Below are 7137 nucleotides of genomic sequence, written 5' to 3' on the forward strand. Positions count from 1 at the left end.
GCCAGGAGCACCCCGAACCCGTCAGCGGCCGCGTTGGTGGCCGCGGGCAGGGCAAGGGCGCCCTCAGTCCCGCCCTGTCGGGGGGCGCGCTGGTGCACCACCAGCAGCACCGCCAGGGTGATCAGCCCGATCCCCAGCCACTGGGCCGGCCGGGGCACCTCCCCCAGCAGCGCCACCCCCGCCAGACTCGTGACCGCCGGGCCGCCGGCATCGATGGTGAGGGTGCGCCGGGTGCCCAGCCTCCGCAGGGCGGCGAAGAACAGCGTGTCCCCCAGGGCGATCCCCAGCACCCCGCTCAGAGCCAGCAGCAGCAGCGAGCGCGGCGCCATCCGCCACGGCAGCAACAGCGCCAGCGGCAGCAGCAGGGCCACCGCCAGCAGGTTCTTGAGCAGGTTCAGCCGAGCGGCCGAGAGGGAGGTGGGCAGCCGGCGCCACAGCAGGCTGGAGAAGGCCCAGCAGAAGGCGGCCGCCAGGGCGGCGGCAACGGGGGCGGCGGACAAGGGGCCGCGGGTGGGTGGGAGAGTTGCGATCATCGCCTGATCGCGCCCCATCGCCTGAGCCCCGTGAGCGGATCCATCGCCGACGCCATCAGCTTCTTCCGGCTCAGCTGCGGTCGCTGGCGCTCCCAGCGCAGCAGCCACCACCTGCTCCACCGCCGCGCCGAGGCAGGCGGCTCCTTCATTGAAGTGGTGGAGCTGGAGGTCGCCGATCCGCGCCTGGCGGCGATCGCCGTGCTGCACGGCCAGGATCCCGCCGGCCTGGTCGGGGGCTGCCGGGTGCGCTGGAGCGGCTCGATGGCCTGGGACAAGGCCGGCGAAGCCCACGAGGGCGAGAGTGTCTTCGGCCTGATCCCCACCGATGAACGGGGCCGCAGCGGCCTGCTGCTGCGCGACCGCGGCTACGCCGAAACGGCGCCGGTGGCCGGCCACTTCGCCATGGACGACCGGGACGGCCTGCTGCTCACCACCAGCTACGAGACGATGAACAGCCTGGAGCGCTTCAGCTTTGCCGGGCCTGACGTGCGCCTGCGCACCAGCACCGTCGAGGGGCTCTCCAACACCGCCTCCTTCTGCGTCGAGACCCGCATCACCGACGGGACGGAGGCCGCAACCGGCGCCGGCAGCGACGAAACCGGCACCCAGGCGAGCCCCGAAACCACCTGCCTGTCGGCCCTGGGCTGGTGACGGGGCCCGCGTTGGTGTTGTGTCGCCAACGTTACGGACTGTGAGCCCTGCCCTCCCGGGCCCGGGGCCGCCGGGGCCCTACTTCTACGATCCCCAACGACGGATGCCGGACCACGCGTGGCTCTTCCACTCCTCAAGTACGCCCCCACCTCCCAGAACTCGCGCGTCGCGCCGTTCCGGGTGGGTTCCGACGAGGACCCCAAGGCCGTGTCCATGGACAAGGCCATGGACCGGGAAGATCAGAATTTCGTGATCGAAGCGGCCTACCGCCAGATCTTCTTCCATGCCTTCAAGGTCGACCGCGACCGCACCCTTGAGTCCCAGCTGCGGGACGGCCAGATCAACGTGCGGGAGTTCATCCGCGCGCTTTGCCTGTCGGACACCTTCAACCGCAGCTTCTACAACCTCAACAGCAACTACCGGGTGGCCCGCCACCTGGTCGAGAAGCTCCTGGGCCGCCCGGTCCACGGCAAGGCCGAAGAGATCGCCTGGTCCGCCGTGATCATGACCAAAGGGGTCAAGGGCGCGGTGGACGCCATCCTCGACTCCCAGGAGTACCTGGACGCCTTCGGGTACGACACCGTCCCCTACCACCGCAACCGGGTGGTGGGCTCGCGCGAAGTGGGCGAGACCCCCTTCAACATCACCTCCCCCCGCTACGAGTCCTACTACCGGGGCATCCTGGGCTTCCCCCAGATCGTCTACACCGGCAAGTCCCGCAGCTTCCCCGAGCGCGCCCAGCAGCGCCGCGGCGGCTTCCCGCAGGACTACCTGCCCTGGGTCCGCACGCTGCCCGCCCTGCGTGGTGTCGGCAGTGCCGCCGCCGGCAACACCGGCATGGACTACCTCTCCAAGGTGCCCTACCGCAGCATCGGCCGCTGATCACGGCCCTCTCCGGCCGGTCTGCCGCCGGCCTCTGATTCACCCAGGCCCTGCAGCGTCATTGCTGCAGGGTTTTTTCGTGTTCCCGTCTGGCGCGAGGGGGACCGGCGCGCCCCTGGCCGTCAGTGGATGCTGACCCCGGCCGACCGCTTCCGCCCAAAGCCCGAAAGGTCCTCCAGACTGATCCCAAACGAATTCTGATGTTGTGAGCCAGAAGACGCTGACCTCCCTGGCGATGATGACGCTGCGCCAACTGCGGCAGATCGCCAGCGACCTCGGCGTGTCGCTCTACAGCCGCAAGTCCAAGGAGGAGCTGGTGGAAGCCATCAGCACCCGCCAGGTGGAGGAGGACGAGGGCCGCAGCCTCGAGAGGATCGAGGCGGAGATGGCCCCGGCGCCGCGGCCGGCCGCCGAAACCCGCGTCGTCTTCCTGCCCCGCGATCCCCAGTGGGCCTACGTCTTCTGGGACATCTCCGAAGACGACCGCAGTGACGCCCTCCATGCCGGCGCCTCCCAGCTCTGCCTGCGCGTCGCCGACGTCACCGGCCTGGCCGGCGGCTCCGCCCACCCCCACACCCTCCAGGAGGTGGTGGTCGACAGCCATGCCACCGAGTGGTACCTGCCCGTGCCCCTCTCCGACCGCGACTACCGCGTCGAGCTCGGCTACCGCAAGGGCGGTGGCGGCGGCTGGATCTCCCTGGCCTTCTCCTCGGTCGCCCGGGTGCCGTCCCTGCATCCCTCCGAGCAGATCCTCGATCAGTTCGTCCCCTTCTCCCTCGACGCCTTCCCCGCCGCCACCGCCAGCCTGCCCACCCCCTCCGAAGCGGTGGATTCCGGCCTGCACGAGCGGCTCTACCAAAGCGCCACCAGCCAGTGGCGCCGCCTCGGCCACGGCTCCGAGGCCTTCCACGAGATCGATTCCGCCGCCGGCCTCGAAGGCGGCGGTGCCTTCTCCGCCTCCGGCGTGGGCCCCTGGGCCTCGGGCCGCAGCGCCTCCGGCATCGGCGGGGTGGCCCCGCGTCAGCGTTCCTTCTGGCTGGTGGCCGATGCCGAGCTGATCGTCTACGGCGCCACCGATCCGGCCGCCCGCCTCAGCATCGGCGGTGAGGAGGTGCCCCTCTCGGCCGACGGCACCTTCCGGGTGCAGGTGCCCTTCCGCGACGGCCAGCAGCTCTACCCGATCGAGGCCCTGGCGGCCGATGGCGAGCAGAAGCGCAGCATCACCATGGAGTTCCGTCGCTCCACCCCCGAAGCCAACGTCAACTCCCGCGAGGCCGCCCTGGCCGAGTGGTTCTAGGCCCCCAGCCGCTCCTCCACCCGGGCGATCAGATCGCCGGCCGTCAGCTCCGCACCCACGGTCAGCACGTGCTGACGCTCCCCTTCGTCGAGGGGCTGCAAAGCACTGAGCTGAGCCTCCAGCACGCGAGCGTCGGCGTCGGAGGGATCTCCGCCCCGCCGCCGGCGCTCCCCGATGCGCCGGCGGGCCTGCTCCGGCGTGCTGCAGCACGCCAGGATCAGGAAGGGCACGCCGCAGCGTCGGGCCAGATCCTGCATCCGCCGCCGCTGATCACGATCCAGGAAGGTGGCATCCACCACCACCGTGTACCCGGCGGCCAGGATCCGGGCCGCCTGCTCCGGCAGTTGCCGCCCGTACAGGTCGGCGCTCACCGCGCTCCGGTAGGGGTCCCCCTGCAGGGGAGGGGTGTCCCCCTGGCCCCAGGCGCCGAAGCGGCGCTTGCGCTCCACGTCGGAGCTGAGCTGGATCCACCCCTGGCGCCGGCAGAGCTGGCGGGCTCGGTGGCTCTTGCCGCTGCCGGAGACCCCATGGGTGATCACCAGGGCCGGGGCCGGGACCGCGGTGGCGCAATGGGCGCCCCGAAGGTAGCGCTCGAGATCCCCCTGCAGCTGCTGCACCGTGCCGGCGTCGAGGTCGGGCTGGCGCAGGCGCAGCGCGCAGACCTTGGCGCGCACCAGGGAGCGGTAGACCCGGTACCAGCGCCAGGTGAGCAGGCCGCCGTAGTCGCCGCAGCGTCCCAGCCAGCGGTTGAGCAGCACCGCCCCCAGGTCGGGCCGGTTGCGGTGCTCGAGATCCATCACCAGAAAGGCCAGGTCGCTGATCACGTCAATCCAGCGCAGCTCGGGGCTGAACTCCAGGCAGTCGAAGACCCGGATGCGCCCCCCCTCGAGCAGCAGGTTGCCGAGGTGCAGATCGCCGTGGCACTCGCGGATGCGTCCCTGGCTGCGGCGCAGCTCGAAGGTGGCCCGGAGCGCCGTGAAGCTCTCCTCCGTCCACTGCCGCAGGGCGGCCAGCTCCGGGGCGGCAGCCATTCCGCTGGCCTCCAGCACCTCCAGATTGGCCACGGCCGGCGTCTTCACCAGCTCCGGTGAACCGAAGGGGTCGTCGCGGCCGGCCACCTCGGCGGCGCTGTGGAAGGCCGCCAGGTCATCCGCCAGCCGTTCGAGCTGGTCGGCGGTGAGCCCGTGGTGCTCCAGAACGGCGCCCAGGAGGGCGCTCTGGGGGAACTGGCGCATGCGGACGGCCAGCTCCAGGGTCGGTCCGCTGCCGTGCAGGCTGGCCCGCTCGGGCGGGCCGTGGATCGGAGAGAGCCCCAGGTAGAGGTCCGGTGCCAGCCGGCGGTTGAGCCGCAGCTCCTCCTGACAGAACCAGCGGCGCCGCTCCGGGGTCGAGAAATCGACGAAGCCCAGGTTCACCGGCTTCTTGATCTTGTAGGCGATGCTGCCGGTCAGCAGGATCCAGGAGATGTGGGTCTCCAGGCACTCGACCCGCGCGACCGGATGGTCATAGGCGCCGGGATCGAGCAGGGCGGCGATCATCGGGTCCACGGCCGCTCCGGTGCTCCTTGCGGTTCAATCCAACCATCCGCAGGTCGATGGCAGCCTCCACCGGGGCCCACACCAGGATGGGCAGCAGCAACAGGGAAGCCACAGGGGAGGCGGGCGCCACGATCAGGGCCAGAACAAGCGTCAGGGTCCAGCTCAGCAGCCAGACGGGAAGGCCGGCGCTGAGGTTGTGCAGGCGGCAGCTGAGCCAGCGCGGGCTGCGCAGCAGTACCAGCAGGACCGCATAGGCGGCCACCCAGCCCCAGGAGGCGGCCGTCTGCCAGAAAGCGAGTGCCGAGCCGTAGAAGCCGACGCTGATCAGTGGCCAGACCAGGGGAACCCAGGGCTGCCGGCTGATCCACTCCGGTCGTCGCAGGCTGCGGTACCAGACGAAATCCCGCTCCGTGGGATTGACGACCAGCGTGATCACCAGAACGGCGATCAGGATCAACAGCCAGGGCGGCACGGCACTCTGCAGACAGGCGCATTATTGGGCGCCGCCGGCCAACCTGCCATGGCGAGGGCCATCGGGGCGACCGTGGCGGGGGGTGTCGGTTCGTCGCGGCGGCGGACCGGGCCGGAGGATGTTCCTACGTTGGAGGGGTCCGACGAGCTTGCTGGAGGCCCCATGCACACCCACGATCTCGAGAACCACGACAACCTCTACGCCGACGAAGGCACGATGGTGATCGGCGAGACCAGGGCCGATGCCCAGAGCCATGCCTACTGGGCCGTGGGGGCCATCGCCCTGATGGTGGTCGGACTGGGTGTGGCCCTGGTCATTTCCTGACCACCCCTGGGGTGAGAAAGCGTTCGCTGAAGCAGGACAGGGGGACGGGTCCACACAGCCTGACCCAGCCCCCCTCCTCCCCCTGCCGCTGCCAGGCGGCGATCCGCAGCGGCGTGGCCGATCCCCAGCGGCAGATGAGCAGGTAACGATGCCCCCAGGACCGGGGCCAGGCCATGGCGCTCTCTCCGGCCCAGGGCCAGCGGGCCGGATCAAGGGGCTCCAGATCGCGGTGGCGACGCAGCAGGGCCGGCAGCAGCTGGCCCCCTGTCGTCCCCTCGCCCTGCTGGCAGAGCTCCAGGCGCGTGGCCAGCGCGGGGGGCTGCCCCCGGCTCGGGACGACCAGGTGCAATCCCCCCCAGCCGGGAAAGCCCAGGCAGGAGAGCAGGGCGCCGGAGGCGGGGCCGGAGTAGGGGTCGCTCGGCATGGCGGCGGAACGTTGTCATCCGTTCGGTGCCACCGAGCGTCACGCGGCACCGGATCGGCCGGGCGCGCTGGCAGGATCAGAGCGAAGGACGCGACTCCCCTGCCGCCATGTTCGAGAACCGCGAACGGCCCGCCTGGGTCAACTGGCTGATCCTGGCGATCTTCCTGTTGTCGTCCTGGCAGCTGGCCGGGTTCTGGTTCCAGCAGCTGCACCACTGAGACCCTGGTGCGGCCCCTTCCGGCCGTGGTGCCTTCTCCTCAGGAGGGACGGCGTGGCCGGGCGGTGAGCCCCCGCACCAGACGGACACCGCCGCCCACCAGCAGCAGCAGGGCCATCAGGGCCAGCAGGGCCACCACGATGACGCTGCCCAGCTGCAGGATGCCCATGCTGAGCCGGCTCAGCCCACTGATCAGGTTGGCGATGGCATTGCTGACCAGCAGCAGGGCATCCAGCCGCTCCGGCAACTGCATCAGCCCGGCCAGGATGAGACTTCCCGCCAGGATCAGCAGCAGGCCCGCCAGCACCTGCCGCCAGCGGGAGGAGGGTCGGCGCCGGCGACGGCGCAGCTCCAGACCCTTCCCCGGTGTCGGTCCCCTCGGCGTCGGCAGATGGAGCGGGTAGGGGGTGTGGGGCATGGCCGGGACGTCAGGGCTCCAGCGGATAGCCGGCACCCCGCATCCACCGCTCGAATTCCATCAGCACCAGCTCGTTGGGACAATCGATCAGGGACAGGTCATTGACCGTGCAGTCGCCCTGGCCGCCGTGGTGGAGCGTCAGGTGGAAATGGGAACCGCTCAGGCCGCAGACCTCCGGATCGCTGCGGACCACCACATCCAGGGCGGCTCCGAGCCGCGCCACCCGCCGGCGCAGTTCCGACCAGGTCATGCCCAAGGTTTCATCCCCATCGGTGAGGCCGTCGCAAGGCCATGGAGGCTCTGGATGGTTCCCCCCAGTGTGACCAGTGCCGGGCCGACGTCAACCGCTCGCCGGCCTGTGGGCGCCTCAGGGACGCGGGG

Annotated in this window: 11 protein-coding genes; 5 read left to right on the forward strand and 6 right to left on the reverse strand. The window is 70.8% G+C overall.

Going from position 1 to position 7137, the window contains the following annotated elements; genetic code table 11:
* Positions 1-500, reverse strand: a 500-nt coding sequence (locus tag VB737_RS04665; protein WP_500311546.1) for an EamA family transporter, incomplete at its 3' end; no start/stop codon positions are given.
* 63 nt (positions 501-563) lie between these two features.
* Between VB737_RS04665 and VB737_RS04670 the strand changes: the two genes are divergently transcribed.
* From VB737_RS04670 to VB737_RS04680, 3 genes are all read left to right on the forward strand, one after another.
* Complete coding sequence (locus tag VB737_RS04670) at positions 564-1184, forward strand: phycobiliprotein lyase (RefSeq protein WP_500311548.1); 621 nt, start codon at positions 564-566, stop codon at positions 1182-1184.
* 117 nt (positions 1185-1301) lie between these two features.
* Positions 1302-2066 (forward strand): phycobilisome rod-core linker polypeptide, encoded by a 765-nt coding sequence (locus tag VB737_RS04675; RefSeq protein ID WP_190612325.1) that lies wholly within the window; start codon positions 1302-1304, stop codon positions 2064-2066.
* Positions 2067-2304: 238 nt separating this feature from the next.
* On the forward strand, positions 2305-3363 hold the full coding sequence (locus VB737_RS04680) for a DUF4912 domain-containing protein (RefSeq protein ID WP_500311558.1): 1059 nt from the start codon (positions 2305-2307) through the stop codon (positions 3361-3363).
* Here the strand turns inward: VB737_RS04680 and VB737_RS04685 are convergent.
* Complete coding sequence (locus tag VB737_RS04685) at positions 3360-4901, reverse strand: bifunctional aminoglycoside phosphotransferase/ATP-binding protein (protein WP_500311551.1); 1542 nt, start codon at positions 4899-4901, stop codon at positions 3360-3362. The genes VB737_RS04680 and VB737_RS04685 overlap by 4 nt on opposite strands.
* Entirely contained in the window at positions 4867-5373 is a 507-nt protein-coding gene (locus tag VB737_RS04690; protein ID WP_500311553.1) for a TspO/MBR family protein, read from the reverse strand. Before VB737_RS04690 ends, VB737_RS04685 begins: the two co-directional genes overlap by 35 nt.
* 162 nt (positions 5374-5535) lie before the next feature.
* On the opposite strand from VB737_RS04690, the gene VB737_RS04695 reads away from it, so the two are divergent.
* On the forward strand, positions 5536-5697 hold the full coding sequence (locus tag VB737_RS04695) for a hypothetical protein (RefSeq protein ID WP_190609649.1): 162 nt from the start codon (positions 5536-5538) through the stop codon (positions 5695-5697).
* Here the strand turns inward: VB737_RS04695 and VB737_RS04700 are convergent.
* Positions 5687-6121 carry a hypothetical protein gene (locus VB737_RS04700; RefSeq protein ID WP_500311556.1) on the reverse strand — a complete coding sequence of 145 codons (435 nt, stop codon included), beginning with the start codon at positions 6119-6121 and terminating at the stop codon, positions 5687-5689. The two genes, VB737_RS04695 and VB737_RS04700, sit on opposite strands and share 11 nt — an antisense overlap.
* A gap of 26 nt (positions 6122-6147) precedes the next feature.
* Here VB737_RS04700 and VB737_RS04705 point away from each other — a divergent pair, with 26 nt between their 5' ends.
* A complete protein-coding gene (locus tag VB737_RS04705) occupies positions 6148-6339 on the forward strand; it encodes a hypothetical protein (protein ID WP_500311560.1) in 192 nt (63 codons plus the stop codon).
* A 39-nt stretch (positions 6340-6378) separates the two neighbouring features.
* Here the strand turns inward: VB737_RS04705 and VB737_RS04710 are convergent, their stop codons facing one another.
* Both VB737_RS04710 and VB737_RS04715 read right to left on the reverse strand, forming a co-directional pair.
* Positions 6379-6756, reverse strand: coding sequence for a hypothetical protein (locus VB737_RS04710; RefSeq protein ID WP_233134046.1), 378 nt, complete (start codon positions 6754-6756; stop codon positions 6379-6381).
* Between the two features lie 10 nt (positions 6757-6766).
* Positions 6767-7012, reverse strand: coding sequence for a hypothetical protein (locus VB737_RS04715; protein WP_015108440.1), 246 nt, complete (start codon positions 7010-7012; stop codon positions 6767-6769).
* Between the last annotated feature and the right edge of the window lie 125 nt (positions 7013-7137).

The sequence above is a fragment of the Synechococcus sp. BA-120 BA3 genome (assembly GCF_034931285.1).
Taxonomy (GTDB): Bacteria; Cyanobacteriota; Cyanobacteriia; order PCC-6307; family Cyanobiaceae; genus Cyanobium.

Coding starts and splice junctions, on each gene's coding strand:
- VB737_RS04680 (WP_500311558.1), top strand. CDS start 2,305: ATGACGCTGCGCCAACTGCGGCAGATCGCCAGCGACCTCGGCGTGTCG.
- VB737_RS04685 (WP_500311551.1), bottom strand. CDS start 4,901: ATGATCGCCGCCCTGCTCGATCCCGGCGCCTATGACCATCCGGTCGCG.
- VB737_RS04695 (WP_190609649.1), top strand. CDS start 5,536: ATGCACACCCACGATCTCGAGAACCACGACAACCTCTACGCCGACGAA.
- VB737_RS04700 (WP_500311556.1), bottom strand. CDS start 6,121: ATGCCGAGCGACCCCTACTCCGGCCCCGCCTCCGGCGCCCTGCTCTCC.
- VB737_RS04710 (WP_233134046.1), bottom strand. CDS start 6,756: ATGCCCCACACCCCCTACCCGCTCCATCTGCCGACGCCGAGGGGACCG.